Raw genomic sequence first — 459 nt, 5'->3', positions numbered from 1 at the left:
GGCTGCTCGCGCTGCAGAGAGCTCCCAATTAGATGGGAATACAGGGCTTCGAATAGGAACATTATCAGTATGCCCCTCTACCAGCATAGCGTTATCGTGCTGGTTCATAATACCTGCAATTTTTTCAATAATTGGCAAAGCATCATCAACAGGCTCCACACCGCCGCTTTGAAAAACAACCGTATCATCCAACGAGATCTCGATCCAATCGTCTTTCTTCTGAACGCTTACCTTTTCCTCGAATATCAAGTCTTCAAAGTTATCTTCAAACTCCCCTGCTATCATTTCGAGTTGGAGGTCTTCTTTGCTAGGTTCCTTCTTTTTCTTTCGTTGATCAGGGGGTGGTGATGACTCACCGATCATTGGTTGGATAAAAATTTCACGTGAATCCGGAGAGGTAGAGCGAGGACTTATATCTCCAACCTGAATTGGCTTTATGGTTTTCGCGGGAGCGTTAAA

General features: G+C 44.7%; 1 pseudogene. It reads right to left on the bottom strand.

Features of this window, described 5'->3' with window-relative positions:
- A pseudogene (locus A3761_RS06690) lies at positions 1 to 459 on the bottom strand (flagellar motor protein MotD); the annotation flags it as partial.

Source organism: Oleiphilus sp. HI0123, from assembly GCF_001635315.1.
Note: the sequence above shows the minus strand (reverse complement) of the source record. Positions and strands in the feature narration are given on the sequence as shown.